This is a genomic window from Pseudomonas sp. SDO5271_S396, assembly GCF_054071795.1.
Window position 1 is genome coordinate 50,343 of the sequence record NZ_JBSVWB010000031.1, and the last position, 24,602, is coordinate 74,944.

Consider the following 24,602-nt stretch of genomic DNA (forward strand, 5'->3'; position numbering starts at 1 on the left):
GCTTGCGGCACACAGAGAACACCATGAAAGACACCATTCGCCAGCTGATCCAACAAGCCCTCACCCAACTCGTCAACGAAGGTGTGTTGCCTGAAGGCCTGACGCCGGCGATCCAGGTGGAAAACACCCGCGACAAGACCCACGGCGACTTCGCCAGCAACATCGCGATGATGCTGTCCAAGCCGGCCGGCATGAAGCCACGCGACCTGGCGGAGAAAATCATCGCGGCGCTGCCTGCCGACGAGAGCGTCACCAAGGCTGAAATCGCCGGCCCCGGCTTTATCAACTTCTTCCAGAACACCCAGGCCCTGGCTTCGCGCCTGGACGCCGCCCTGGCCGACATCAAGATCGGCGTGCGCAAGGCGGGCCCGCTGCAACGCGTGGCGATTGACCTGTCCGCACCTAACCTGGCCAAAGAAATGCACGTGGGCCACCTGCGTTCCACCATCATCGGCGACGGTGTGGCGCGGGTGCTGGAGTTCCTCGGCGACACCGTGATCCGCCAGAACCACGTGGGCGACTGGGGCACCCAGTTCGGCATGCTGATGGCATACCTGCAGGAAAACCCGATCACCAGCAACGAGCTGTCGGACCTGGAGAACTTCTACCGCGCCGCGAAAAAACGCTTCGACGAATCCGAGGCGTTCGCCGACCGCGCCCGTGGCCTGGTGGTCAAGCTGCAAGCCGGTGACGAGGAATGCCTGGCGCTGTGGAACCGCTTCCGCGAGATTTCGCTGTCCCACTGCCAGGAAATCTACGAACTGCTCAACGTCAAACTGACCATGGCCGACGTGATGGGCGAAAGCGCCTACAACGACGACCTGATCAATGTGGTCAACGACCTCAAGGCCAAGGGCCTGCTGGTGGAGAGCAACGGTGCACAGTGCGTGTTCCTCGACGAATTCAAGACCGCCGAGGGCGAGCCGCTGCCGGTGATCATCGTCAAGGCCGATGGCGGCTACCTGTACGCCACCACCGACTTGGCCGCCGTGCGCTACCGCAGCGGTGTGCTCAAGGCAGACCGCGCGCTGTATTTCGTCGACCAGCGCCAGGCCCTGCACTTCCAGCAGGTGTTCGAAGTGGCACGCCGTGCGGGCTTCATCACTCACCCGATGCACATGGAGCACATGGGCTTCGGCACCATGAACGGCGCCGACGGCCGTCCGTTCAAGACCCGCGACGGCGGCACCGTGAAGCTGATCGACCTGCTGACCGAAGCCCAGGAGCGTGCCTACACCCTGGTGAAGGAAAAGAACCCGGAACTGGCCGAAGCCGACTTGCGCAACATTGCCCGCGTAGTGGGTATCGGCGCGGTGAAATACGCCGACCTGTCCAAGCACCGCACCAGCGACTACAGCTTCAACTTCGAACTGATGCTCAACTTCGAAGGCAACACCGCGCCGTACCTGCTGTACGCCTACACCCGTGTATCCGGCGTATTCCGCAAGCTGGGCAAGGACTTCAGCGAAGTCGACGGCCAGATCGTCCTGCAAGCGCCACACGAACAGGACCTGGCCGCCAAGCTGGCGCAATTCGGCGAAGTACTGAACAGCGTCGGCGAGAAAGGCACGCCGCATATCCTGTGCACCTACCTGTATGAAGTGGCCGGCCTGTTCTCCAGCTTCTACGAGAATTGCCCCATCCTCAGCGCCGACGACGAAGCGCAAAAGCAAAGTCGCCTGCGCCTCGCCGCACTGGCCGGACGGACCCTCAAGCAAGGCCTGGAACTGTTGGGCCTGGAAACCCTGGAGCGTATGTAAGTTGGCTGCCAAGAAAAAACCTGCACCCAAGCGCGGCGCCAGCCGCTACCAGGCCCCGGCGAAGAAACCGATCCCGGGTTGGCTGTGGATGGCCATCGGCCTCACGGTCGGCGCATTTGTGGTCTTCCTGATGAAGCTGGACCCGGGCAAGGGCGATGACGTCAAGCGGGTCAAGCAGGAACAGCAGAAGGCCACGAAAATCGCCGAAGCCAACAAGACCACGCCCAGCCCGACTGCACCGGTGAAGCCCAAGTACGACTTCTACACCCTGCTGCCGGAATCGGAAGTGATCGTGCCGCCCGACGCCGTGCCGGAGAAAACCCTGCCGACGCCGCAGGTGCCGACCACCCCGGTCACCCCTGCCGAAGCGGCCAAGATCGATACCGCCCGCGCCCAGGCTGCGCTGGCGGGGATCACTCCGCCGCCGGCGCCCCCGGTGGCGGAAACCAAGGCAGCGCCGGTGACCAAGTTCTTCCTGCAAGCGGGTTCGTTCCCCAAACAAGCGGATGCCGACCGCGTGCGGGCGCAGATCATTCTGCTGGGCCAGTCGGTATCGGTGGAGTCCGGCACGGTGAAGGATGCGACCTGGTACCGCGTGCTGGTCGGGCCGTTCAGCAATCGTGAACAGCTGACCGTGGCGCAGAAACAATTGGCTGGCGCAGGGTTTAGCAACCTGTTGTTACAACAACGCCAGAGTCGCTGAGCCAAGCTCCACACAGGTCAAAATGTGGGAGCAGGCAAGCCAGCTCCCACATTTGGCTTTGAGGTGCTCTCAAAAATGTGCAGGACCTATAAACACCACTCGTCTGCACACCCTTCCTACGGTTGAAATCCCCCCTGCCAACCCCATATGAGTGTTCATCAGGGCATTTTCGCCCCGCTGCGTGGAGACTCTCCCCTTGACCACCATCGTTTCAGTTCGTCGCCACGGCAAAGTCGTCATGGGCGGCGATGGCCAGGTTTCCCTGGGCAACACCGTGATGAAAGGCAACGCCAAGAAAGTGCGTCGCCTGTACCACGGCCAGGTTCTTGCGGGCTTTGCCGGCGCCACCGCCGACGCCTTCACCCTGTTCGAACGCTTCGAAGGCCAGCTGGAAAAACACCAGGGCCACCTCGTGCGTGCCGCCGTCGAACTCGCCAAAGAATGGCGCACCGACCGCTCCCTCAGCCGCCTGGAAGCCATGTTGGCCGTGGCCAACAAAGACGCCTCGCTGATCATCACCGGCAATGGCGATGTGGTTGAGCCCGAACATGGCCTGATCGCCATGGGTTCCGGCGGTGGCTACGCCCAGGCGGCCGCCAGCGCACTGCTGAAGAAAACCGATCTGTCGGCCCGGGAAATCGTCGAGACCGCCCTGGGCATCGCCGGCGATATCTGCGTGTTCACCAACCACAACCAGACCATTGAGGAGCAGGACCTCGCCGAATAAGCCGTAGGCTTATTCCCGCTTGAGGCCGCCAAACACTATGTCCATGACTCCCCGCGAAATCGTCCACGAACTCAACCGCCATATCATCGGCCAGGACGATGCCAAGCGCGCCGTTGCCATTGCGCTGCGTAACCGCTGGCGCCGGATGCAATTGCCCGAAGAGTTGCGTGTTGAAGTCACGCCGAAGAACATCCTGATGATCGGCCCGACCGGCGTCGGTAAAACCGAAATCGCCCGTCGTCTGGCCAAGCTGGCCAACGCGCCGTTCATCAAGGTCGAAGCTACCAAGTTCACCGAAGTGGGCTATGTGGGTCGCGACGTCGAGTCGATCATCCGCGACTTGGCAGACGCTGCCCTGAAACTGCTGCGCGAGCAGGAAATGACCAAGGTCAGCCACCGCGCCGAAGACGCCGCCGAAGAACGCATCCTCGACGCCCTGTTGCCTCCGGCGCGCATGGGTTTCAACGAGGACGCGGCGCCGGCCTCGGATTCCAACACCCGCCAACTGTTCCGCAAGCGCCTGCGTGAAGGCCAGCTGGACGACAAGGAAATCGAGATCGAAGTCGCCGAAGTCTCCGGTGTCGACATCTCCGCCCCGCCTGGCATGGAAGAAATGACCAGCCAGTTGCAGAACCTGTTTGCCAACATGGGCAAGGGCAAGAAGAAAAGCCGCAAGCTCAAGGTGAAGGACGCGCTGAAACTGGTGCGCGACGAAGAAGCCGGGCGCCTGGTGAACGAAGAAGAACTCAAGGCCAAGGCCCTGGAAGCGGTCGAGCAGCACGGCATCGTGTTTATCGACGAGATCGACAAGGTGGCCAAGCGCGGCAACGCTGGCGGCGTTGATGTGTCCCGTGAAGGCGTGCAGCGCGACCTGCTGCCGCTGATCGAAGGCTGCACCGTGAACACCAAGCTGGGCATGGTCAAGACCGATCACATCCTGTTCATTGCCTCCGGTGCTTTCCACCTGAGCAAGCCGAGCGACCTGGTGCCGGAGTTGCAAGGCCGCCTGCCGATTCGCGTGGAGCTCAAGGCCCTGACCCCGGGCGACTTCGAGCGCATCCTCAGCGAACCGCACGCGTCGCTCACCGAGCAATACCGCGAGTTGCTGAAAACCGAAGGTCTGGGCATCGAGTTCCAGCCGGACGGCATCAAGCGCCTGGCGGAGATCGCCTGGCAGGTCAACGAGAAGACCGAGAACATCGGTGCCCGTCGCTTGCACACTTTGCTTGAGCGTCTCCTGGAGGAAGTGTCCTTCAGCGCCGGCGACCTGGCCGGTGCGCAGAATGGCGAAGTGATCAAGATCGACGCGGATTACGTCAATAGCCACTTGGGCGAATTGGCGCAGAACGAAGATCTGTCGCGCTACATTTTGTAAGCTTCACGCAGAACCGCTTTGCTTTATTGTGGGAGCGGGCTTGTGTGGGAGCTGGCTTGCCTGCGATAGCATCACCTCGGTGTGACTGACACACCGAGGTGCTTGCATCGCGGGCAAGTCGAGACGTCGAACCGCCGACTCCCACACAAGCCCGCTCCCCCAGTTTGAAGCCGGTTCCTTCAGGACTATCTTTGGGCGGTTCTCCAATGACCAAATTCCCCACTGCCGTAAACCTGCACAAAACCTCCAACACCCTCGGCCTCACCTACGGGCCCGACGAGGTGTACCAACTCTCCGCCGAGCTGCTGCGTACCCATTCGCCGTCCGCCGAGGTCCAGGGCCACGGCAAGCCCATCCTGCAATTCGGCAAGCTCAACGTTCGCCTGACCCGGGTAGAACCGGCCGGTCAGTACGCACTGAAATTGACCTTCGACGACGGACATGACAGCGGACTGTTCACCTGGGACTACCTCTACCAGTTGGCCGTGCGTCAGGACGCGCTGTGGGCCGATTACCTGGCCGAACTCAAAGCCGCCGGCAAAACCCGCGATCCGAGCGAATCGGTCGTGCGCCTGATGCTCTAACACAAGCGTCTTGCTCTTTAGAGGGCATTTTCTAATTTCATCTGCTTGAATGCGCTCTCCCGTGGCCAACGATTGGCCTGCTTGCGAAAAAAATTAAACTCGGGTAACCAATGGAACTGGCAAGTTCCCTGCATTTGACGATGCGGTATCAACGGTCACCCGAGTCGCAGTACCTGGCTTGTGTTGTGTATCGAAACCCGGTGCACAGCGGTACCCGGTACTCGTCTTTCGGACAATGGAGCGTCGTAGATGAGTAACAAGAGCAACGATGACTTGAAACGCCAGGCCTCGGAAAACACCCTGGGGCTGAACCCGATCATCGCGTTACGGAAAAAGGATTTGCTCGCCTCGGCGAGAATGGTGCTGACCCAAGCCATCAAGCAACCGTTGCACAGCGTCAAACACGTCGCTCACTTTGGCGTCGAACTCAAGAACGTCATGTTTGGCAAATCGCAGTTGGCGCCCGAGGGCGACGACCGCCGCTTCAGCGACCCGGCCTGGAGCCAGAACCCGCTTTACAAGCGCTACCTGCAAACCTACCTGGCCTGGCGCAAGGAACTGCACGACTGGATCGGCGACAGCAACCTGTCGGAACAGGACATCAGCCGTGGTCACTTCGTGATCAACCTGATGACCGAAGCCATGGCTCCCACCAACAGTGCGGCCAACCCGGCGGCGGTCAAACGCTTCTTCGAAACCGGCGGCAAGAGCCTGCTCGACGGCCTGTCCCACCTGGCCAAGGACCTGGTGCACAACGGCGGCATGCCGAGCCAGGTGAACATGGGCGCCTTTGAAGTGGGCAAGACCTTGGGCACCACCGAAGGCGCGGTAGTGTTTCGTAATGATGTGCTGGAGCTGATCCAGTACAAGCCGATCACCGAACAGGTGCACGAGCGCCCCCTGCTGGTGGTGCCGCCACAGATCAACAAATTCTACGTATTCGACCTGAGCCCGGATAAGAGCCTGGCGCGCTTCTGCCTGCGCAACGGCCAGCAGACCTTTATCGTGAGCTGGCGCAACCCGACCAAGGCCCAGCGCGAGTGGGGCCTGTCGACCTATATCGAAGCCCTCAAAGAGGCGGTGGATGTGGTCACCGCGATCACCGGCAGCAAAGACATCAACATGCTCGGCGCCTGCTCGGGTGGCATCACCTGCACCGCGCTGCTGGGCCACTATGCGGCGCTGGGGGAGAAGAAGGTCAACGCGTTGACCCTGATGGTGAGTGTGCTGGACACCACCCTGGACACCCAGGTGGCGCTGTTCGTCGACGAGCAGACCCTGGAAGCCGCCAAGCGCCATTCCTACCAGGCCGGCGTGCTCGAAGGCCGCGACATGGCCAAGGTGTTCGCCTGGATGCGCCCCAACGACCTGATCTGGAACTACTGGGTCAACAACTACCTGCTGGGCAACGAACCGCCGGTGTTCGACATCCTGTTCTGGAACAACGACACCACGCGCTTGCCCGCCGCCTTCCACGGCGACCTGATCGAGCTGTTCAAGAACAACCCGCTGGTGCGCGCCAACGCGCTGGAAGTGTGCGGCACGCCTATCGACCTCAAGCAGGTGACCGCCGACATCTACTCCCTGGCGGGCACCAATGACCACATCACGCCGTGGCAGTCTTGCTACAAGTCGGCGCAGTTGTTCGGTGGCAAAGTGGAATTCGTGCTGTCCAGCAGCGGGCATATCCAGAGCATCCTCAACCCGCCGGGCAACCCCAAGGCGCGCTACCAGACCAGCGAAGGCTTGTCGGGAACGGCGCTGGAATGGCAGGAAAACGCTACCAAACACACCGATTCCTGGTGGCTGCACTGGCAGGCATGGCAGGCGGATCGGGCCGGCAAGCTGAAGAAGGCGCCTACGAGCTTGGGGAACAAGACCTACACCGCAGCTGAGGCGGCGCCAGGCACTTACGTACACGAACGCTAAGCAACGCTTGAAGTTGAAATGAGGTCAGTGTGGGAGCTGGCTTGCCTGCGATAGCGGTGGGCCAGTCAGCCAATGGGTGACTGACAGAATGCAATCGCAGGCAAGCCAGCTCCCACATTGACCGAGTTCCTACAGATAAATAGCACCACTTCACAGGGCTTGAGCATGCCGCAACCGTTCATCTTCCGTACCATCGACCTGGATGGCCAGACCATCCGCACGGCGGTACGCCCGGGCAAGCCTCATCTGACACCGTTGCTGATCTTCAATGGCATCGGCGCCAACCTTGAGCTGGTGTTTCCGTTCGTCCAGGCCCTGGATCCGGACCTGGAAGTGATCGCCTTCGATGTGCCCGGCGTGGGTGGCTCGTCGACGCCCAGTCGACCCTACCGCTTTCCCGGCCTGGCCAAGCTCACCGCGCGCATGCTCGACTACCTCGATTACGGCCAAGTGAACGCGGTAGGGGTGTCCTGGGGCGGTGCGCTGGCGCAGCAGTTTGCCTATGACTACCCGGAGCGCTGCAAGAAGTTGATCCTGGCCGCCACAGCGGCGGGCGCGGTAATGGTACCGGGCAAACCGAAGGTGTTGTGGCTGATGGCAAGCCCCCGGCGCTATATCCAGCCCTCCCACGTGGTGCGCATTGCGCCGATGATTTACGGCGGTTCATTCCGCCGCGACGCCAAGCTTGCCGCCGAACACGCCAGCAAAGTGCGTTCGGCGGGCAAGCTGGGTTACTACTGGCAGCTGTTCGCGGGGCTGGGCTGGACCAGCATCCACTGGTTGCACAAGATCCGCCAGCCCACCCTGGTGCTGGCGGGGGACGATGACCCGCTGATCCCGTTGATCAACATGCGCATGCTGGCCTGGCGCATTCCCAACGCGCAGTTGCATATCATCGATGACGGCCACCTTTTCCTGATCACCCGGGCCGAAGCCGTTGCACCGATCATCATGAAGTTTCTCGAAGAGGAGCGCCTGCGCGCCGTGATTCACCCGCGCCCCGCGGTGTAAGGACTGCACCGCCGCGCAACTTGCCAGGAACCGGCTATGGTTCTGAATTGGCGTGCCTGTTGATGGCTTGACGAAGGAGTGTTGGCTCATGCGAGAAAGACCCGTGACGAACCCGGCGCCCACCCCAGCCGCGTTCATCAATGCGCAAAACGCGATCACAGGCCTCAGGGGCCGGGATTTGCTGTCGACCCTGCGCAGTGTCGCTGCCCACGGTTTGCGCAACCCGGTGCACACCGCCCGTCACGCCCTGGCCCTGGGCGGCCAGTTGGGCCGCGTACTGTTGGGTGAAACCCTGCACCAGCCAAACCCCCACGACAGCCGCTTCAGCGACCCCACCTGGCAGCTCAACCCCTTGTATCGACGCAGCCTGCAAGCATATTTGAGCTGGCAGAAACAAACGCGTCACTGGATCGACGAAAGCACCCTGAATGCCGACGACCGCGCCCGTGCGCACTTTGCGTTCTCCCTGCTCAACGATGCCGTCTCGCCCTCCAACACCTTGCTCAACCCGTTGGCGGTCAAGGAACTGCTCAACTCCGGCGGCCACAGCGTGGTGCGCGGTGTGAGCAACCTGTTCGAAGACTTGCTGCACAACAACGGCCTGCCCCGCCAAGTGAGCAAACATGCCTTCGAAGTGGGCAAGACCGTCGCCACCACCCCGGGATCGGTGGTGTTTCGCAACGAGCTGCTGGAGCTGATCCAGTACAAGCCGATGAGTGAAAAACAGTACGCCAAGCCACTGCTGGTAGTGCCGCCGCAAATCAACAAGTACTACATTTTCGACCTGAGCCCGGCCAACAGCTTTGTGCAGTACGCCCTCAAGAACGGCCTGCAGACCTTTATGGTCAGCTGGCGCAACCCGGATGTGCGCCATCGCGAATGGGGCCTGTCCACTTACGTTGCGGCACTGGAAGAGGCGCTCAACGTCTGCCGGGCGATCACTGGCGCCCGTGAGGTCAACCTGATGGGCGCCTGCGCCGGCGGCCTGACCATCGCGGCGCTGCAAGGTCACCTTCAGGCCAAGCGCCAATTGCGGCGCATCTCCAGTGCCAGTTACCTGGTGAGCCTGTTGGACAGCCAGATCGACAGCCCCGCGACCCTGTTCGCCGACGAACAGACCCTGGAAGCCGCCAAGCGCCGCTCCTACCAGCAAGGCGTACTGGACGGTCGCGACATGGCCAAAGTCTTCGCCTGGATGCGTCCCAACGACCTGATCTGGAACTACTGGATCAATAACTACCTGTTGGGCAAGGAGCCGCCGGCCTTCGACATCCTCTACTGGAACAACGACAACACGCGCCTGCCCGCAGCACTGCACGGCGACCTGCTGGACTTTTTCAAGCACAACCCGCTCAGCCACCCCGGCGGCCTGGAAGTGTGCGGCACCCCCATCGACTTGCAGAAAGTCACGGTGGACAGTTTCAGCGTGGCCGGTATCAACGACCACATCACACCATGGGATGCGGTGTATCGCTCCACCCAACTGCTGGGTGGCGACCGGCGCTTCGTGCTGTCCAACAGCGGGCACATCCAGAGCATCCTCAACCCGCCGGGCAACCCCAAGGCCAACTACGTCGAGAACCCCAAGCTGAGCAGCGACCCCCGCGCCTGGTACTACGACGCCAACCACGTCGAGGGCAGTTGGTGGCCGCAATGGCTGGCGTGGATCCAGCAGCGCTCCGGCGTACAACGCGAAACCCTTACCGCCCTGGGCAACCAGAACTACCCACCGATGGAAGCGGCGCCCGGCACTTATGTGCGCGTGCGCTGAGCTCAACGATCACATTAAGAAGACTGGATGAAGACCCGCGACCGTATCCTTGAATGTGCCCTGCAGTTGTTCAACCAGAAGGGCGAACCGAACGTGTCGACCATGGAGGTGGCCAATGAAATGGGGATCAGCCCCGGCAACCTCTACTACCACTTCCATGGCAAGGAGCCCTTGGTGCTCGGGCTGTTCGAGCGCTTCCAGAACGAACTGGCGCCGCTGCTCGATCCGCCGGCAGACGCGCAACTGGAAGCCGAGGATTACTGGCTGTTCCTGCATCTGATCGTCGAGCGCATGGCCCATTACCGGTTTCTGTTCCAGGACCTGTCGAACCTGGCGGGGCGTCTGCCGAAGCTGGCCAAAGGCATTCGTAACTTGCTGACGGCACTCAAGCGTACGCTGGCGTCGCTGTTGGCACGATTGAAGACCTCGGGGCAATTGGTCAGCGGCACCCAGGCACTGGGGCAACTGGTGGAGCAGATCACCCTGACCCTGCTGTTCTCCCTGGATTACCAGCGGATTCTCGATCGCGAAGGTGAGATACGGGTGGTGGTTTACCAGATCATGATGCTGGTGGCGCCGCACTTGCAGCCACCTGCGCGGCTGGCGACCGAGAAGTTTGCACTGAAGTATCTGGATGAAATCGATTAAAACTGTGGGAGCCAGGGTTTCTTGAGAGTGTGCCAATAAAAATGCCCGACCTTTACAGGCCGGGCATTTTTGTTTCCTGAAAAAATCAGGACTGACTGGATGGCGTCGGGGTTGCCGGCGTTGCAGTCGGGGTCACAGACGGAGTCGGTGCAGACACCGAGTTGGCTGTGGAAGCGGTTGGCGCTGCAGTCGCAGGCTTGGCTGCAACAGCTGGCTTGGCAGCTGCAGGTTTTTTCGCTACGGCGGGCTTCTTCGCGGCGGCTGGTTTTGCCGCCGGCTTGGCGGCCGCAGGTTTGGCAGCGGGTTTTGCCGCAGCCGGCTTGGCGGCTGGCTTGGCAGCCGGTTTTGCGGCTGCGGTTTTAGCCGCTGGCTTGGCGGCCGGTTTTGCGGCGGCTTTGGCGGCCGGTTTAGCAGCCGGCTTGGCAGCGGCTTTAGCCGCGACCGGTTTAGCGGCAGGCTTGGCAGCCGGTTTTGCAGCTGCAGTTTTTGCCGCTGGCTTGGCGGCAGGTTTCGCTGCTGCTTTGGCAGGTGCCTTGGCAGCCGGTTTCGCAGCCGGCTTGGCGGCAGCTTTAACCAGTGGCTTGGCCGCAGGCTTCGCTGCAGGTTTGGCCGCTGCGGTTTTAGCAGCTGGCTTGGCAGCCGGTTTAGCGGCGGCGGTTTTGGCCGGAGCCACTTTGGCACCGGTGAGTTTCTCGATTTGCTTGGTCAGGGTATCGACCTTGCTGTGCAGCGTCTTCAGCTCTGCCTTGCTTGGTACGCCCAGTCGCGAAATGGCACTGTTGAGGCGCTTGTCGAAAGTTTCTTCCAACTTGCCCCAGGTGTCAGAAATGCTCGACTTGGCGGAACCGGCAGTTGCCTTGGCCGCTTCAACTTTTTTACCGACTGTGCTCTTGGTCAACTTCTCGGCCTTTTCGCCGTCCTTGACCAAAGTCTCGAAGTATTTGCCGCCGTCACTGCTAACCTTCGAGTACACGCCTAAACCAGCAAGCCAGATCTTACGGGAATATTTTTCAACTTCCCCGACCCACGAGCTGCCTTCTTTCTGAGTAGTCTTTTTAACAGCCATCCCGATGTCTCCTTAGTGTTTACGCGCGACACGTTCTAGCAATGCCGTCAGCTCTTCGAGCTTAGCAGAGAGTGTCTCAACGTCATGTTTAGACGCAATGCCGATCCGATTCAAGGCACTTGCAACACGCATGTCAAAAGCTTTTTCAACTTTATCCAGTTGAACTTCTACCAGACCTTTGACGCTGGAGACATTACTCTTTACTTGGTCAATCTGACTGTTGGCGGCTTCAAGTTGTTCAACTGCAACTTTTTTGCCTTTACTTTCAACATGTTGACCGGCTTTAACCAGCTCTTTGAAGTACTCGCCGCCCTCACTGCCGACCTTGGCGTAGGCACCCAGACCTGCCAGCCAGATCTTGCGGGCATAGCTTTTAACCTCGCTCAGGGCGTTGCTCTGAACATCGATTTTTTTCTTCAAAATAACTTTGGCCATGGTGCACCTCACGCAGGAAAGGGGGGAGGATCCGCCCGCAGGAGTTGAGGGCTTGGGCACAAAGTAGGATGAAAAATTAGAATCGGCACCCTAAGAACACTTCGGTCAGGCCAGCGCCTTATCCAGGGCCTTCTCGATTTCGGACTTGATGGTGCCACTCATGGCCGACATCAACAGACCCAGTTCCACATCGATACGCAATGAATCCTGCGCCACTTGCACCGTGCCTTTAACCCCCGAACGCTTGAGGTTGAGGGTATCGCCGGACCACGACGACTCCAGGCCATATTGCTCCTGGAGTTTGTGCGCCAACTTCTCGGCCTTTGCCCGCGCGCCTTCCTTGCCCAGGGTATGTGCACGCTCAACGGTAATACGGGCCATTGCAATGACTCCTCTTTTATAACGGTATGGATACCTTCCATGCGGCAAAAGGTCTCGGTCGCCGCCTATCTTACCCATACGCCTCATATACCTGTAGTGAGCGGGCTTGCCCTGCGCCGGGTGGCGAAGCCGCCCCAACAAGGACGCCGCAGTGTTTCAGAAAGACCGAGGTGCCTGGTTTTGGGGCGGCTACGCCACCCGGCGCGGGCAAGCCCGCTCACTACAGACAAGCCTTGCCAAGACAAAGCAGGCCTTGGGGATTATCATGTCCCGCATTCTCTTTTGGTGACAGCGATATGACTGATCAGCGCAAAGGCAGCGATGCCGAACCCACCACTCACTTCGGCTTCAAGAACGTACCGGAAAGCCAGAAAGCGGAAAAAGTCGCTGAGGTGTTCCACTCCGTAGCCGCCAAGTACGACCTGATGAACGACGTGCTCTCCGGCGGCATGCACCGCCTGTGGAAGCGCTTCACCATCGAGCTGTCGGGCGTGCGTGCCGGCAACCGGGTGTTGGACATCGCCGGCGGTACCGGCGACCTCGCGGCCAAGTTCTCCAAGCTCGTCGGCCCCACCGGCCAAGTGGTACTGGCCGACATCAACAGCTCGATGCTCAAGGTCGGTCGCGATCGCCTGCTGGACAAAGGCGTGGCGGGCAATATCGAGTTCGTCCAGGCCGACGCCGAAAAGCTGCCGTTCCCGGACAATCATTTCGACTGCGTGACCATCGCCTTCGGCCTGCGCAATGTCACCCACAAGGAAGACGCAATCCGCTCGATGCTGCGCGTGCTCAAACCGGGTGGCCGCCTGCTGGTGCTGGAGTTCTCCAAGCCCACCAACGCGGTGATGTCCAAGGTCTACGACACCTATTCGTTCGCCTTCATGCCACTGGTGGGCAAACTGGTACTCAATGACGCCGACAGCTACCGCTACCTGGCCGAATCGATCCGCATGCACCCCGACCAGGAAACCCTGAAGTCGATGATGGTAGAAGCCGGTTTCGACCGCGTGACCTACCACAACATGACGTCGGGCATCGTCGCCCTGCACCGCGGCATCAAGCCCTGATGCTGCTCGCAGGCCTCCTCGCCAGCGTCGAACACGGCCTCAACCGTGTACTGCGCCTGGACAGCACCGCCCTGGCGCGGCTCGCGCACCTCAACGGCAAGATCATTGCCGTGGACTGCCGCAGCCCCGCCCTGCAGCTGTTTATCCTGCCCAGCGACGAAGGCCTGCTGCTTGCGACCCACTGGGCTGCCGATGCCGACTGCACACTGCGTGCACCGGCCTCCAGCCTGTTGCACCTGGCCCTGAGCCGCAACAAGACCGCCATTCTGCACAGCGCCGAAGTGGAACTCGAAGGGGACAGTTCGGTGCTGATGGACCTGGCCGCCGTGCTGCAAGACCTGGAACTGGACTGGGAATACGAACTGTCGCGCTGGATCGGTCCGGTGGCCACCCAGTTGATCAGCGGGCACCTGCGCAGCCGCACGCGCTGGTACCAACAAGGGTTCGCCAGCCTCAACCAGAACCTCGCCGAATACCTGAGCGAAGAATCGCGCACCCTGGTCGGGCAGCGGGAAGCGCAAGCGCGCTTTCGTGAGCTCGACAAGGCCAAAATCGACCTGGAACGCCTCGAGGCCCGCTTCGAGCGCCTGAGCCGTTCCCTTGAGCCAAGCGATAACGCATGAAGCTGCTCGCCGTCCGCCGTTTGTTCCGAATCCAGCGCGTCGTAATCCGCTACCGCCTCGATGACCTGCTGTTTGCCCTGCCCCTGCCGTGGTTCCTGCTGGCGGTGCGCTACGTACTGCCATGGCGCTGGCTGCCGCGCAAACGGCTGGAACTCAGCCGTGGCGCGCGCTTGCGCCTGGCGTTGCAGGACCTGGGGCCGATTTTCATCAAGTTCGGACAGATCCTTTCGACCCGCCGCGACCTGTTGCCCGAAGACATCGCCGACGAGCTGATGCTGTTACAGGACCGCGTGCCGCCGTTCGACTCCCAGCAGTCGGTCAAGCTGATCGAAGAACAGTTGGGCAAGCCCATCAGCGAGGTGTTCAGCCGCTTCGACATCGAGCCACTAGCCTCCGCGTCGGTCGCGCAAGTGCACGCGGCGCAGCTCAAGAGCGGCGAAGAGGTGGTGGTAAAGGTGATTCGCCCAGGCCTCAAGCCGATCATCGGCCAGGACCTGGCGTGGCTGTTCATCCTCGCCCGCGCCGCCGAACGCTTCTCCGCCGATGCACGCTTGCTGCACCCGGTGGACGTGGTCGCCGACTACGAAAAAACCATCTACGACGAACTCGACCTGCTGCGCGAAGCGGCCAACGCCAGTCAGCTGCGACGCAACTTCGAAGGCTCGCCGCTGCTGTACGTGCCACAGGTTTATTGGGACTGGTGCCGCCCCAAGGTGCTGGTGATGGAGCGCATCTACGGCGTGCAGGTCACCGACCTGGCGACCCTGGCCGACCAGCGCACCGACATGAAGATGCTCGCCGAACGCGGCGTGGAGATCTTCTTCACCCAGGTGTTCCGCGACAGCTTCTTCCACGCCGACATGCACCCGGGCAACATCTTCGTCAGCACCGTCAGCCCATGGAGCCCGCAGTACATTGCCATCGACTGCGGCATCGTCGGCAGCCTGACCCCGGAAGACCAGGACTACCTGGCGCGCAACCTGTTCGCATTCTTCAAACGCGACTACCGCCGCGTGGCGCAGTTGCATATCGACTCGGGCTGGGTGCCGGCAGAAACCAAGCTCAATGAGTTCGAAGCGGCGATCCGCACCGTGTGCGAGCCGATCTTCGAAAAACCGTTAAAAGATATTTCCTTCGGCCAGGTGCTGATGCGCCTGTTCCAGACCGCGCGGCGCTTCAATATGGAAGTGCAGCCACAGTTGGTTCTGCTGCAGAAAACCCTGCTCAATATCGAAGGCCTGGGCCGTCAGTTGTACCCGGACCTCGACCTGTGGAACACCGCCCAGCCGTTCCTGGAACGCTGGATGCGTGAGCGGGTCAGCCCGAAAACCTTGCTGGGCAACCTGCACAGCCAGTTCGAACAGTTGCCGCACCTGGCCAACATGACACGCGACTTGCTGGAGCGCATGTCCCAGCCCCACGCCCAGGACCCGCCACCGCCATGGCAACGCCGCAAGGATGACTGGTTCCTGCGCCTGCTGGGCGCTGCGCACCTGGTCGGCGGGGCAGTGCTGGCCCTTGGCGGGCCACTGGATACGTTGGGCCACTGGCCGGCCGGGATCATGGTCGCCGTGGGTGTTTATCTGATCGTGCGTCGATAGCCAATCCGGTTATACACTGTCGCAAATTGCCGGAGCCGAACATGAAAGACTGGCTGGACGAGATCAAGTGGGACAGTGACGGCCTGGTGCCGGCCATTGCCCAGGACTACAAAACCGGGCGCGTGCTGATGATGGCCTGGATGAACCGCGAGGCCCTGAGCCTGACTGCCGCTGAGCAGCGGGCCATTTACTGGTCACGTTCCCGTGGCAAACTGTGGCGCAAGGGTGAAGAGTCCGGGCATGTGCAGACCCTGCACGAGATGCGCATCGACTGCGACGCCGATGTGGTGATCCTCAAGGTCGAGCAGATCGGCGACATCGCCTGTCACACCGGTCGCCACAGCTGCTTCTACCGCGTGTTCGAGAACGGCGAATGGAAGACCGTCGAGCCGGTGCTCAAAGACCCGCACGCCATCTACTCGGCAGGACACTGAACATGAGCGATACCCTCAACCGTGTGGCCCAGGTGCTGGAAGAACGCAAAGGCGCGGACGCCGACAGCTCCTACGTCGCCAGCCTGTACCACAAGGGTTTGAACAAGATTCTGGAAAAGCTCGGCGAAGAATCCGTCGAGACCATCATCGCGGCCAAGGATGCGCAGCTCAGCGGCGACTGCAGCGATGTGATCTACGAAACCGCCGACTTGTGGTTCCACAGCCTGGTCATGCTCGCCCAACTGGGGCAGCATCCGCAGGCCGTGCTGGATGAACTGGACCGTCGCTTCGGATTGTCAGGGCATGCCGAAAAGGCCTCGCGCCCGTCCGCCTGAATAACTATTACAGAGGAACTGCAGCATGGGCATTTTTGACTGGAAACACTGGATCGTCATTCTGGTGGTGGTGGTCCTGGTGTTCGGGACCAAGAAGCTGAAAAACCTCGGCACCGACGTGGGTGAGTCGATCAAGGGCTTTCGCAAGGCCATGAACGACGACGAAAAACCCGCCGATCCAGCTGCCAACCCGGTACCGCCGGCCCAGCCTGTACACCCGCAGGCCACTCAGCCGATCACCGAACGTCGTACCTTCGATGTGCAGGCTGAAAAAGTCGAAGAGCCGACCCGCAAAGACTCGTGAGCACTGACTAATGTTTGGTATCAGCTTCTCTGAACTGCTCCTCGTCGGCCTGGTGGCCCTGCTGGTACTCGGGCCGGAACGCCTGCCCGGTGCCGCACGCACGGCCGGCCTGTGGATCGGGCGCCTGAAACGTAGTTTCAACGCCATCAAACAGGAAGTTGAACGGGAAATCGGCGCCGACGAGATTCGTCGGCAATTGCACAACGAACACATCCTGTCGTTGGAGCAAGAGGCGCGCAAGATTCTGTCGCCGGTGCAGGAGCCTGCCAAACCGGCGGAGCCTGTGACCGAAAACAGCATCGCGCCGGCGGTCGAAGCCGCTCCCGTGGCCCCCGCAACGCCCACCGAGCCTGCGCCGACGCCCGCTGCGTCGCCCGCACCCCATGACCCTACATTGCCGCCGCGAGCCCCATGAGCGCTGATAAACCGGAAAACGACCAGCACATGCCGCTGGTCTCGCACCTCACCGAGCTGCGCACCCGCCTGCTGCGTTGCGTAGCGGCGATCTTCATCATCTTTGCCGGGCTGTTCGCCTTCACCCAGCAGATCTACACCTTCGTCTCCACGCCGCTGCGCCAGTATCTGCCAGCCGGCGCGACGATGATCGCCACCGACGTGTCGTCGCCGTTCCTCACGCCGCTGAAGCTGACCATGATGGTCTCGCTGTTCCTGGCGATCCCGGTGATCCTGCACCAGATCTGGGGCTTTATCGCACCGGGCCTGTACAAGCACGAAAAGCGCATCGCCGTGCCGCTGCTGGTGTCGAGCATCCTGCTGTTCTACACCGGCATGGCGTTCGCCTACTTTCTGGTGTTCCCGCTGATCTTCAAATTCTTCGCCGCCGCCACCCCGGCCGGCGTGGAGATGATGACCGACATCACCAGCTACCTCGACTTCGTGATGACGCTGTTCTTCGCCTTCGGCGTGGCCTTCGAGATCCCGGTGGCGGTGGTGCTGCTGGTGTGGATCGGCGTGGTCGACGTGAAGTACCTGAAGAAGATCCGTCCGTACGTGATCATCGGCTGCTTTGTGGTCGGCATGATCCTCACGCCGCCGGACATCTTCTCCCAGACCCTGCTGGCTGTGCCCATGTGGATGCTGTTCGAGATCGGCATCCTGTTCAGCGGCCTGATCAGCAAGCGCGGCGAACACCCGGATGACCAACCCGCCGACGACGACCAGCCGCCAGCGACCCAGCCGTGAACCTGCTGATGCTGGAAGAGGCCGATTTTATCGCGGCCGACCGCGTGATCCTGCGTGATCGCCGACTGGTACACATGCAGGACGTCCACCGCGCGGCGGTGGGCGACAGCCTGCGCGTAGGCCGCATCGATGGGCTGATGGGCACGGCGCAACTCGTGCGGCTGGAAGCCCGTGAAGCCGAGCTGCAAGTCAGCTTCGACCAACCGCCGCCGGCCAAGCTGCCCCTGACCCTGCTGCTGGCCCTGCCGCGCCCGAAGATGCTGCGTCGGGTGCTGCAGACCGTAGCCGCCATGGGCGTGCCCCGCATAGTGTTGGTCAACAGCTATCGGGTGGAAAAGAGCTTCTGGCAAACCCCGTTCCTGGAGCCCGAGGCGGTCCGCGAGCAACTGATCCTCGGCCTGGAGCAGGCACGGGACACGGTGCTGCCGGAAATCATCATCGAGAAACGCTTCAAGCCGTTTGTCGAAGACCGCCTGCCGGCGATGACCGAGGGCACCCTGGGCCTGATCGGCCACCCCGGCGATTACCCGCCCTGCCCGCGCGGGCTGGATGAGCCGGTAACCCTGGCCATTGGCCCGGAAGGCGGCTGGATCCCCTACGAGGTCGACCTGCTGGTCAAGGCCGGGTTGCAGCCGGTCCAACTCGGCGCACGCATCCTGCGCGTCGAAACCGCCGTCACCGCCCTGCTCGCCCGCTTGTTCTAGCCCTACCTACGCCGGATGGACAGGCTTTTTGTAGTGAGCGGGCTTGTCCCGCTCACCACACAAACCCTCACCGACATTCGACCTTGCTCCTACAGAACCAGCCTACGCTGCCGATAGCCTTTGAATAAGTCCAAGCCTTGTTTCAGGGGAGTTCGCCGCATGTATCGTTGGTTAGCCGAAAAGCTGGGGAATGTCAGCGTCAAAACCAAGCTGGGCCTGGGGTTCGGCCTGGTCCTGCTGCTGACGCTGTTGATCACGTCCACTGGCTGGACCGGCCTGGGCGATGTGATCAGCCGGGGCGACAAGCTGGGGTACATCTCCAGCCTCAACAGCCTGACCCGCGACCTGCGCCTGGCGCGCCTGGACTTCGAAATGCGCCGTGGCGAACAAGGCACCGACGCGGTGAACAGCCTGCTCGCACAGCTGGACAGCGGCCTGAAAAAAGCCGCCGAGCTGATCGAGCAGCCCGATGACAAGGCCCTGGTGGAACAGCAGCAGGAGGCTTTGGGGCAATACAAAAAAGCCTTCGGCGCCATGGTCCAGGCCGGACTCAAGCGTGAGGGCGCGCGCAGCAAACTCGGCGACACCGCCGACAACGCCGTGGCCAAGACCAACGAAATCGAAAAGAACCTGCTGCAAGGTGACAGCGTCACCCAGTTCAACAGCGTGGTCGACCTGAGCAAGCTGATCCAGCAAGCGCGCTTCCAGGTGCGCGGCTACACCTACAGCGGCAAGACCGACGCCGAGCAGCCCGCCCTGGATGCCATCGACAATGCCCTGAAGAAAATCACCGAGCTTGAGGGCCAATTGCCGGCGCCCTTCCAGGCCAACCTGCAAGAAGCCAGCACCTCGCTGCAAGCCTATCGCGCCGCCGTCAGCCAGTACCGTGACTCCCAAGTGGCAAGCGCTGCCGCCCTGCAAACCATGAAAGCCCAGGGCGATATCCTGCTGGGCAACAGTGACAAACTGACCACCTCCCAAACCCAGGTGCGTGACACCGACGCCGCTCAAGCCAAGCAACTCTTGCTGCTGGCTACCGTGCTGGCGCTGATCTTCGGCCTGGTCGCCGCCTGGGCCATCACTCGTCAGATCATCCTCCCGTTGAACCAGACCCTCACCGTGGCTGAGCGGGTAGCCTCCGGCGATTTGAGCCATAACCTCGAATCAGCCCGCCAGGATGAACTCGGGCAGTTGCAACGCGCCATGCAGCGCATGACCGTGGGCCTGCGCGAACTGATCGGCGGCATCAGCGACGGTGTCACTCAAATTGCCAGTGCCGCCGAACAATTGTCGGCCGTAACCGAACAGACCAGCGCCGGGGTCAGCAGCCAGAAGGTGGAAACCGACCAGGTCGCCACCGCCATGAACGAAATGGCCGCCACCGTGCAGGAAGTGGCACGCAACGCCGAAGAAGCCTCCGAAGCCGCCGTAGCGGCTGACCAGCAGGCTCGAGAAGGCGACAAGGTGGTCGGTGAAGCCATCGCCCAGATCGAGCGCCTGGCCACCGAGGTCGGCAACTCCACTGCCGCCATGGGCGAACTCAAGCGCGAAAGCGACAAGATCGGCAGCGTGCTCGATGTGATCAAGTCCGTGGCCCAGCAAACCAACCTGCTGGCCCTTAACGCCGCCATCGAAGCGGCGCGCGCCGGTGAAGCGGGACGCGGTTTCGCGGTGGTCGCCGATGAGGTGCGCAGCCTGGCCCAGCGTACCCAGAAGTCCACTGAAGAGATTGAAGAGCTGATCGTTGGCCTGCAAAGCGGCACCCAGCAGGTGGCCGCGATCATGGACAACAGCCGCGAACTCACCGACAGCAGCGTCGAACTGACCCGGCGGGCCGGCAACGCGCTGGGCAGCATCACCCGCACGGTCTCGACCATCCAGGCGATGAACTCGCAGATCGCCACCGCCGCCGAGCAACAAAGCGCCGTCGCCGAAGAGATCAACCGCAGCGTCCTGAACGTGCGGGATGTGTCGGAACAGACCTCTTCGGCCAGCGAAGAGACCGCCGCGTCCAGCGTCGAGTTGGCGCGCCTGGGCAATTACCTGCAAACCCTGGTGGGCCGTTTCCGCATCTGACGATGCTTGCTGGCGGCGACGACGAAAGTCGTCGTCGCGCAACTTATGAAACGTCCTACGCGTTTATCATCCGGCCGTTCCCCCGTTCGCCTCCGAATCACTTTAGCGTTTGCACTGTTGCAAAACGCCATCACTGATTTGGAGATTTCCCATGTTTCGTCGGCTGACCCGCCTGCTGGGCAATGCCAGCGTCACACTCAAGCTGGCCCTGGGTTTTGGCCAGGTGCTTGTACTCTGCCTGATGATCGCCGGCACCGGCTGGCAAGCCCTCAACGCTGTACTCCAGCGCTCGAGCAACCTGACGACCCTGGGGCAACTGTCCATCGCCGCACAGGCGATGCGCGCGGATCGCATCGTGTACCGCGTACTCACCGACGCCGCCAGTCTGGGCAAAATGGCCACCCAGATCAGGACCCTCGACCAGCACCTCGCCACCCTGTCGCGCACGCTGAAAGCGCCCGCCGATGTGCAGCGACTTCAGGACGCGACCCGTCTGGTCGATCGATTCAAAGCGACGTTGATCGAGCTGCCGCCCCTGATCGATCGCCGGGAAACCGCGCGCAGCCCCTTGAAAAAGACCGCGCTCCAGGCGGGGGACACCCTGGCCCAACTGGCCAGCGAGCTGCCTGACCAGCAAGACCAACAAGCCCTGGATGCCATCGAGGATCTACGCCAGGCCATCGCCGACGCCGAAAAGAACGCCCAGAGTCCCGCCTGGTCAGCCGAGTCTCCGCAAGCCTACGCCCAGGCCGTCAGCCAAGCCCTGGACGCGCTGGACATCGCGCAGGCGACCGTTACCGCGCTGCCCGTCGACTCCACGTTGCTCAAGACCGATCTGGCAAACTACCGCGCGCAGCTTATCCGCCTCAAGGACGCGCAACTCACCACAGAGACGACGCAGAACCGTTTCGAACAACAGCTCAATCAATTGCTCGAACACAGCGACCAACTGAGCCAGGGCCAGATTCGTGCGCGTGACCAGGAGGCCGACCAGACCCGCATTCTATTGGTGGGCGTGACCCTGGCAGCCCTGTTGCTCGGCAGTCTGGCCGCCTGGTGGATTGCCGGGCAGATTGTGCGCCCGTTGCGCAAGGCGCTGGCCAGCGCCAACCGTATCGCCAAGGGCGACTTGAGCCATACGCCCCAAGTAGAACGGCGTGACGAGCTGGGCCAATTGCATCAAAGCATCGCGCAGATGACCCAAAACCTGCGCCACTTGATCGGTGGCATCGACGACAGTGCCCGGCAGATCGCCAGCGCCGCCACCCAATTGTCGACCGTCACCGAACAGACGCGCGCCGGGATCGCCCATCAGAAAGAGGAAACCGACCTTGTGGCCACGGCCATGACGGAAATGCTCGCCACCGCGCAGGAGGTAGCGCGACATGCCGAGCACGCCTCCGTGGCAGCGAACGAAGCCGACGTGCAGGCCAACGCGGGCGACAAGGTGGTCGCACAGGTGGTCGAACAGATCGGCCAACTGGCTGACGAAATGGCACTTTCGGGGCGCGCGATGCTGGCGCTGCGTCAGGAGAGCCAGAAAATCGGCAGTGTGCTGGACGTGATCAAGTCGGTATCCCGACAAACCAACCTGCTGGCCCTCAACGCCGCCATTGAAGCTTCACGCGCGGGCAATGCCGGCGAAGGCTTTGCGGTGGTCGCTGCAGAAGTCCGCAGCCTGGCCCTGCGCACCCAGGAGTCGGCCGAGGAAATCGAAAGCCTGATCCAGGGCCTGCACGACGGCACCCGGCAAGTGGCGGATATCCTGGACAGCAGCCGCAGCCTGACGGACGACAGTGTCGACCTGACACGTGATGCCGGCGAGGCGCTGGCCGCCATCGCCCGCACCGTGGCCATCATCCAGGAGATGAACCCGCAGATTGCCGCCGCAGCCGAAGAACAAAGCGCCGTCGCCGAGGAAATCAATCGCAGTGTCTGGAAAGTGCGCGATGTGTCCGAACAGAACGCCGCCGCCAGTGAGGAAACGGCGGCGGCCAGTGTTCAACTGACAAAGCTGAGCCTGGATTTGCAGGCATTGGTGGGCCGGTTCAGGTTGTGACGGTTACAAACCTGCGGCGCGCCCGTTACAGCACCTGTCGCAGAAACGCCTGGGCTCGGGGGTCCTTGGGCGCATCGAAGAACTCGGCCGGGGCGGCGTCCTCCAACAGCTTGCCGTGATCGAAAAACAGCACGCGGTCAGCCACTTCCCGGGCAAAGCCCATTTCGTGGGTAACGCAGACCATGGTCATGCCTTCCAGGGCGAGGGTCTTCATCACGTCGAGCACTTCGCCGACCATTTCCGGGTCCAGTGCCGAGGTGGGCTCATCGAACAGCATGACCTTGGGTTCCATCGCCAGCGCTCGGGCAATGGCGACCCGCTGTTGCTGGCCGCCGGACAGGCGTGACGGAAACTCATGGGCTTTTTGTGCGATACCGACCTTTTCCAGCAGCGCCAGGGCCTTGGCTTCACGCTCTTGCTTGCCACGCTTGCGCACGACTTTCTGCGCCAGGCACAGGTTCTCCAGCACGGTCATGTGGGGGAACAGGTTGAAGTGCTGGAACACCATGCCGACTTCACGGCGGTAGGCGTTCACGTCGGTTTTCGGGTCGGCCAGTTGCAGTCCGTCGATGCTCACAGAGCCTGCATCGAAGGTCTCCAGGCCGTTGAGGCAGCGCAGGAAGGTCGACTTGCCGGAGCCGGACGGGCCGATTACCACCAGCACTTCGCCCTTGGCCACCTGGGTACTGACGTGGTCCACCGCGCGCACCACCTGGCCACGGGTATCGAAGACTTTTACCAGATCGCGAACTTCAATCACTTTGCGCGAGCCTCCGCTCAAGCCGGCTGGCCATTTTCGACAGCGGCAGGTTGATCAGCAGGTACAGGCCTGCGACGCAGAACAGGATTTCGAACGGCGAGAACGAGGTGGTGATCACCTCGCGGCCGCTCTTGAGCAGTTCGGTGATGGCGATCACCGAGACCAGCGATGTGTCCTTCACCAGGCTGATGAATTGCCCGGCCAGCGGCGGCAGTACCCGTTTGAACGCCTGCGGCAGTACCACATGGCGCATCGACTGGCTCGCGCTCAGGCCCAGGGAGCGCGCGGCTTCGTTCTGGCCACGGGCGATGGACTGCACGCCGGCGCGGACGATTTCCGCCACGTAAGCGCCGGTAAACAGCGACAGCGCAGCGATCCCGGCAAATTCCCGGGACAGGTTGAGTACCGTGCCGATAAAGAAATAGAAAATGAATATCTGCACCAACAGCGGCGTGCCGCGTACCAGTTCGACGTAGATCGTCGACAAATCTCGTAAGGTCGGGTTGCTGGACAAGCGGCACAGCCCGGTCGCCAGGCCGATCATCAAGCCAAGGATGCCAGAGACAACAGACAGCCACAGTGTGGTCCACAAACCCCACATCAGTGGGCCCAACGCCCAATGGCGGGTCACGCCGACCACATCGCCTTCGGCAACATCGTCGCCACGCGCCACTTGCAGGCTGTTATCGGCAACGGTCAGCTTTTGCTCGGCGCCCGCGTCGTTGCGCAAGGTCACTTCGGCGATATCGCCTTTGCGTACCAGCTCGACGACTGTGGAGATATCCGCCGCACGCTGGGAGGTTTCGGCCTGATAGGCGAAATACTGCGGCACACGGTTCCAGCGCCACTCGTAGGACATCAGCGAGGTGGCGTAGTACAACGCGCCGGCCAGGCCGACCAGCACGACCACGGTCAGCAGGTGCCAGGGCCATTGGGCTTTTTTCTGTTTCATTTCAGGTTCCGGGATGGGTGTCGCCTGTAACGCCGCCTTCGCGAGCAAGCCCGCTCCCACACTTGATCGCATTCTCATGTTGGAACTCGGTCAA

General features: G+C 61.8%; 25 protein-coding genes and 1 pseudogene. 21 read left to right on the forward strand and 5 right to left on the reverse strand.

Going from position 1 to position 24,602, the window contains the following annotated elements; translation table 11 throughout:
• Window positions 1-23 precede the first annotated feature (23 nt).
• The 9 genes from argS to ACW9IN_RS20115 all read left to right on the forward strand — a co-directional run bounded on the left by argS (window position 24) and on the right by ACW9IN_RS20115 (window position 10,508).
• On the forward strand, window positions 24-1,760 hold the full coding sequence (gene argS / locus ACW9IN_RS20075; protein ID WP_457367506.1) for an arginine--tRNA ligase: 1,737 nt from the start codon (window positions 24-26) through the stop codon (window positions 1,758-1,760).
• 1 nt (window position 1,761) lies between these two features.
• Window positions 1,762-2,463: an SPOR domain-containing protein gene (locus tag ACW9IN_RS20080; RefSeq protein ID WP_457367507.1), complete on the forward strand. Its 702-nt coding sequence runs from the start codon at window positions 1,762-1,764 to the stop codon at window positions 2,461-2,463.
• A 196-nt stretch (window positions 2,464-2,659) separates the two neighbouring features.
• Window positions 2,660-3,190 carry an ATP-dependent protease subunit HslV gene (gene hslV, locus ACW9IN_RS20085; RefSeq protein WP_003171209.1) on the forward strand — a complete coding sequence of 177 codons (531 nt, stop codon included), beginning with the start codon at window positions 2,660-2,662 and terminating at the stop codon, window positions 3,188-3,190.
• 37 nt (window positions 3,191-3,227) lie between these two features.
• Entirely contained in the window at window positions 3,228-4,565 is a 1,338-nt protein-coding gene (gene hslU, locus ACW9IN_RS20090) for an ATP-dependent protease ATPase subunit HslU (RefSeq protein ID WP_457367508.1), read from the forward strand.
• Between the two features lie 206 nt (window positions 4,566-4,771).
• Window positions 4,772-5,149: a gamma-butyrobetaine hydroxylase-like domain-containing protein gene (locus ACW9IN_RS20095; protein ID WP_457367509.1), complete on the forward strand. Its 378-nt coding sequence runs from the start codon at window positions 4,772-4,774 to the stop codon at window positions 5,147-5,149.
• 249 nt (window positions 5,150-5,398) lie between these two features.
• Window positions 5,399-7,078 carry a class II poly(R)-hydroxyalkanoic acid synthase gene (phaC, locus tag ACW9IN_RS20100; protein WP_457367510.1) on the forward strand — a complete coding sequence of 560 codons (1,680 nt, stop codon included), beginning with the start codon at window positions 5,399-5,401 and terminating at the stop codon, window positions 7,076-7,078.
• A gap of 165 nt (window positions 7,079-7,243) precedes the next feature.
• Entirely contained in the window at window positions 7,244-8,089 is an 846-nt protein-coding gene (gene phaZ / locus ACW9IN_RS20105) for a poly(3-hydroxyalkanoate) depolymerase (protein WP_457367511.1), read from the forward strand.
• Between the two features lie 88 nt (window positions 8,090-8,177).
• Window positions 8,178-9,860 carry a class II poly(R)-hydroxyalkanoic acid synthase gene (gene phaC, locus ACW9IN_RS20110; RefSeq protein ID WP_457367512.1) on the forward strand — a complete coding sequence of 561 codons (1,683 nt, stop codon included), beginning with the start codon at window positions 8,178-8,180 and terminating at the stop codon, window positions 9,858-9,860.
• 27 nt (window positions 9,861-9,887) lie between these two features.
• Window positions 9,888-10,508, forward strand: coding sequence for a TetR/AcrR family transcriptional regulator (locus tag ACW9IN_RS20115; RefSeq protein ID WP_457367513.1), 621 nt, complete (start codon window positions 9,888-9,890; stop codon window positions 10,506-10,508).
• Between the two features lie 85 nt (window positions 10,509-10,593).
• On the opposite strand, the gene ACW9IN_RS20120 is transcribed toward ACW9IN_RS20115, so the two are convergent.
• From ACW9IN_RS20120 to ACW9IN_RS20130, 3 genes are all read right to left on the reverse strand, one after another.
• A complete protein-coding gene (locus tag ACW9IN_RS20120) occupies window positions 10,594-11,574 on the reverse strand; it encodes a phasin family protein (protein WP_457367514.1) in 981 nt (326 codons plus the stop codon).
• 12 nt (window positions 11,575-11,586) lie between these two features.
• Window positions 11,587-12,009, reverse strand: a complete 423-nt coding sequence (locus ACW9IN_RS20125; protein WP_457367515.1) for a phasin family protein — start codon at window positions 12,007-12,009, stop codon at window positions 11,587-11,589.
• 105 nt (window positions 12,010-12,114) lie between these two features.
• Complete coding sequence (locus tag ACW9IN_RS20130) at window positions 12,115-12,390, reverse strand: polyhydroxyalkanoic acid system family protein (protein ID WP_457367516.1); 276 nt, start codon at window positions 12,388-12,390, stop codon at window positions 12,115-12,117.
• Between the two features lie 296 nt (window positions 12,391-12,686).
• Here ACW9IN_RS20130 and ubiE point away from each other — a divergent pair, with 296 nt between their 5' ends.
• The 12 genes and pseudogenes from ubiE to ACW9IN_RS20190 all read left to right on the forward strand — a co-directional run bounded on the left by ubiE (window position 12,687) and on the right by ACW9IN_RS20190 (window position 22,796).
• Window positions 12,687-13,457, forward strand: coding sequence for a bifunctional demethylmenaquinone methyltransferase/2-methoxy-6-polyprenyl-1,4-benzoquinol methylase UbiE (ubiE, locus tag ACW9IN_RS20135; protein ID WP_457367517.1), 771 nt, complete (start codon window positions 12,687-12,689; stop codon window positions 13,455-13,457).
• Entirely contained in the window at window positions 13,457-14,080 is a 624-nt protein-coding gene (locus ACW9IN_RS20140; RefSeq protein ID WP_457367518.1) for a ubiquinone biosynthesis accessory factor UbiJ, read from the forward strand. The genes ubiE and ACW9IN_RS20140 overlap by 1 nt, the downstream gene beginning before the upstream one ends.
• Window positions 14,077-15,681 carry a ubiquinone biosynthesis regulatory protein kinase UbiB gene (gene ubiB, locus ACW9IN_RS20145; RefSeq protein WP_457367519.1) on the forward strand — a complete coding sequence of 535 codons (1,605 nt, stop codon included), beginning with the start codon at window positions 14,077-14,079 and terminating at the stop codon, window positions 15,679-15,681. Before ACW9IN_RS20140 ends, ubiB begins: the two co-directional genes overlap by 4 nt.
• A 41-nt stretch (window positions 15,682-15,722) precedes the next feature.
• Window positions 15,723-16,115: a phosphoribosyl-AMP cyclohydrolase gene (gene hisI, locus ACW9IN_RS20150; protein ID WP_133101299.1), complete on the forward strand. Its 393-nt coding sequence runs from the start codon at window positions 15,723-15,725 to the stop codon at window positions 16,113-16,115.
• A 2-nt stretch (window positions 16,116-16,117) separates the two neighbouring features.
• Window positions 16,118-16,450: a phosphoribosyl-ATP diphosphatase gene (locus tag ACW9IN_RS20155; RefSeq protein ID WP_457367520.1), complete on the forward strand. Its 333-nt coding sequence runs from the start codon at window positions 16,118-16,120 to the stop codon at window positions 16,448-16,450.
• A gap of 25 nt (window positions 16,451-16,475) precedes the next feature.
• Window positions 16,476-16,754: a twin-arginine translocase TatA/TatE family subunit gene (locus ACW9IN_RS20160; RefSeq protein WP_003171180.1), complete on the forward strand. Its 279-nt coding sequence runs from the start codon at window positions 16,476-16,478 to the stop codon at window positions 16,752-16,754.
• Between the two features lie 10 nt (window positions 16,755-16,764).
• Window positions 16,765-17,169, forward strand: coding sequence for a Sec-independent protein translocase protein TatB (gene tatB / locus ACW9IN_RS20165; RefSeq protein WP_457367521.1), 405 nt, complete (start codon window positions 16,765-16,767; stop codon window positions 17,167-17,169).
• The gene (gene tatC, locus ACW9IN_RS20170) at window positions 17,166-17,957 is read left to right on the forward strand and encodes a twin-arginine translocase subunit TatC (protein ID WP_236411235.1); all 792 of its coding nucleotides are present in this window, start codon (window positions 17,166-17,168) and stop codon (window positions 17,955-17,957) included. Before tatB ends, tatC begins: the two co-directional genes overlap by 4 nt.
• Window positions 17,954-18,661: a 16S rRNA (uracil(1498)-N(3))-methyltransferase gene (locus ACW9IN_RS20175; RefSeq protein WP_457367522.1), complete on the forward strand. Its 708-nt coding sequence runs from the start codon at window positions 17,954-17,956 to the stop codon at window positions 18,659-18,661. Before tatC ends, ACW9IN_RS20175 begins: the two co-directional genes overlap by 4 nt.
• Before the next feature lie 159 nt (window positions 18,662-18,820).
• Window positions 18,821-19,831 (forward strand): annotated as a pseudogene (locus tag ACW9IN_RS20180) (methyl-accepting chemotaxis protein); the annotation flags it as partial.
• Between the two features lie 201 nt (window positions 19,832-20,032).
• Window positions 20,033-20,737 (forward strand): methyl-accepting chemotaxis protein, encoded by a 705-nt coding sequence (locus ACW9IN_RS20185; protein ID WP_457367529.1) that lies wholly within the window; start codon window positions 20,033-20,035, stop codon window positions 20,735-20,737.
• Between the two features lie 151 nt (window positions 20,738-20,888).
• On the forward strand, window positions 20,889-22,796 hold the full coding sequence (locus ACW9IN_RS20190) for a methyl-accepting chemotaxis protein (protein ID WP_457367523.1): 1,908 nt from the start codon (window positions 20,889-20,891) through the stop codon (window positions 22,794-22,796).
• Window positions 22,797-22,821: 25 nt separating this feature from the next.
• On the opposite strand, the gene ACW9IN_RS20195 is transcribed toward ACW9IN_RS20190, so the two are convergent.
• The gene (locus ACW9IN_RS20195) at window positions 22,822-23,556 is read right to left on the reverse strand and encodes an amino acid ABC transporter ATP-binding protein (protein ID WP_457367524.1); all 735 of its coding nucleotides are present in this window, start codon (window positions 23,554-23,556) and stop codon (window positions 22,822-22,824) included.
• Window positions 23,549-24,508, reverse strand: a complete 960-nt coding sequence (locus tag ACW9IN_RS20200) for an amino acid ABC transporter permease (protein WP_457367525.1) — start codon at window positions 24,506-24,508, stop codon at window positions 23,549-23,551. Before ACW9IN_RS20200 ends, ACW9IN_RS20195 begins: the two co-directional genes overlap by 8 nt.
• Window positions 24,509-24,602 lie beyond the last annotated feature (94 nt).

Excerpts from the sequence above, each read along its gene's own strand:
- ubiB (WP_457367519.1), top strand. The coding sequence starts at position 14,077 with ATGAAGCTGCTCGCCGTCCGCCGTTTGTTCCGAATCCAGCGCGTCGTA.
- argS (WP_457367506.1), top strand. The coding sequence starts at position 24 with ATGAAAGACACCATTCGCCAGCTGATCCAACAAGCCCTCACCCAACTC.
- ACW9IN_RS20095 (WP_457367509.1), top strand. The coding sequence starts at position 4,772 with ATGACCAAATTCCCCACTGCCGTAAACCTGCACAAAACCTCCAACACC.
- phaC (WP_457367510.1), top strand. The coding sequence starts at position 5,399 with ATGAGTAACAAGAGCAACGATGACTTGAAACGCCAGGCCTCGGAAAAC.
- ACW9IN_RS20190 (WP_457367523.1), top strand. The coding sequence starts at position 20,889 with ATGTTTCGTCGGCTGACCCGCCTGCTGGGCAATGCCAGCGTCACACTC.
- ACW9IN_RS20160 (WP_003171180.1), top strand. The coding sequence starts at position 16,476 with ATGGGCATTTTTGACTGGAAACACTGGATCGTCATTCTGGTGGTGGTG.
- phaZ (WP_457367511.1), top strand. The coding sequence starts at position 7,244 with ATGCCGCAACCGTTCATCTTCCGTACCATCGACCTGGATGGCCAGACC.
- phaC (WP_457367512.1), top strand. The coding sequence starts at position 8,178 with ATGCGAGAAAGACCCGTGACGAACCCGGCGCCCACCCCAGCCGCGTTC.
- ACW9IN_RS20130 (WP_457367516.1), bottom strand. The coding sequence starts at position 12,390 with ATGGCCCGTATTACCGTTGAGCGTGCACATACCCTGGGCAAGGAAGGC.
- ACW9IN_RS20185 (WP_457367529.1), top strand. The coding sequence starts at position 20,033 with ATGGCCGCCACCGTGCAGGAAGTGGCACGCAACGCCGAAGAAGCCTCC.
- tatB (WP_457367521.1), top strand. The coding sequence starts at position 16,765 with ATGTTTGGTATCAGCTTCTCTGAACTGCTCCTCGTCGGCCTGGTGGCC.
- ACW9IN_RS20115 (WP_457367513.1), top strand. The coding sequence starts at position 9,888 with ATGAAGACCCGCGACCGTATCCTTGAATGTGCCCTGCAGTTGTTCAAC.
- ubiE (WP_457367517.1), top strand. The coding sequence starts at position 12,687 with ATGACTGATCAGCGCAAAGGCAGCGATGCCGAACCCACCACTCACTTC.
- ACW9IN_RS20120 (WP_457367514.1), bottom strand. The coding sequence starts at position 11,574 with ATGGCTGTTAAAAAGACTACTCAGAAAGAAGGCAGCTCGTGGGTCGGG.
- ACW9IN_RS20125 (WP_457367515.1), bottom strand. The coding sequence starts at position 12,009 with ATGGCCAAAGTTATTTTGAAGAAAAAAATCGATGTTCAGAGCAACGCC.
- ACW9IN_RS20200 (WP_457367525.1), bottom strand. The coding sequence starts at position 24,508 with ATGAAACAGAAAAAAGCCCAATGGCCCTGGCACCTGCTGACCGTGGTC.
- ACW9IN_RS20155 (WP_457367520.1), top strand. The coding sequence starts at position 16,118 with ATGAGCGATACCCTCAACCGTGTGGCCCAGGTGCTGGAAGAACGCAAA.
- hisI (WP_133101299.1), top strand. The coding sequence starts at position 15,723 with ATGAAAGACTGGCTGGACGAGATCAAGTGGGACAGTGACGGCCTGGTG.
- hslU (WP_457367508.1), top strand. The coding sequence starts at position 3,228 with ATGTCCATGACTCCCCGCGAAATCGTCCACGAACTCAACCGCCATATC.
- ACW9IN_RS20140 (WP_457367518.1), top strand. The coding sequence starts at position 13,457 with ATGCTGCTCGCAGGCCTCCTCGCCAGCGTCGAACACGGCCTCAACCGT.
- tatC (WP_236411235.1), top strand. The coding sequence starts at position 17,166 with ATGAGCGCTGATAAACCGGAAAACGACCAGCACATGCCGCTGGTCTCG.